The 251-nt window shown below is 47.8% G+C and carries 1 protein-coding gene; it reads left to right on the forward strand.

From position 1 onward, the window contains the following. Positions 1-251, forward strand: a 251-nt coding sequence (locus tag ACWNT5_RS24335; RefSeq protein ID WP_456518873.1) for a hypothetical protein, incomplete at both ends; no start/stop codon positions are given.

Below are 251 nucleotides of genomic sequence, written 5' to 3' on the forward strand. Positions count from 1 at the left end.
ACTACGATCAGTGCTGGAGACACCGTTACCTTTAGTGTTACGGTTACCAATGGAGGCCCTAACAATGCTACGGGAGTAGGCGTAGGAGATACGGTTCCAGATGGATATACGACTATTGGAAGTATTAGTAATGGCGGAAGTGAGAGTGGTGGCTTGATCAGCTGGAGTGGCTTAAGTGTTACCACGACCACCCCATTAGTATTGACTTATACGGCAGTAGTGACTGCTACGGGCAACTATACGAACTTTGC

The sequence above is a fragment of the Aquimarina sp. 433 genome, from assembly GCF_054054605.1.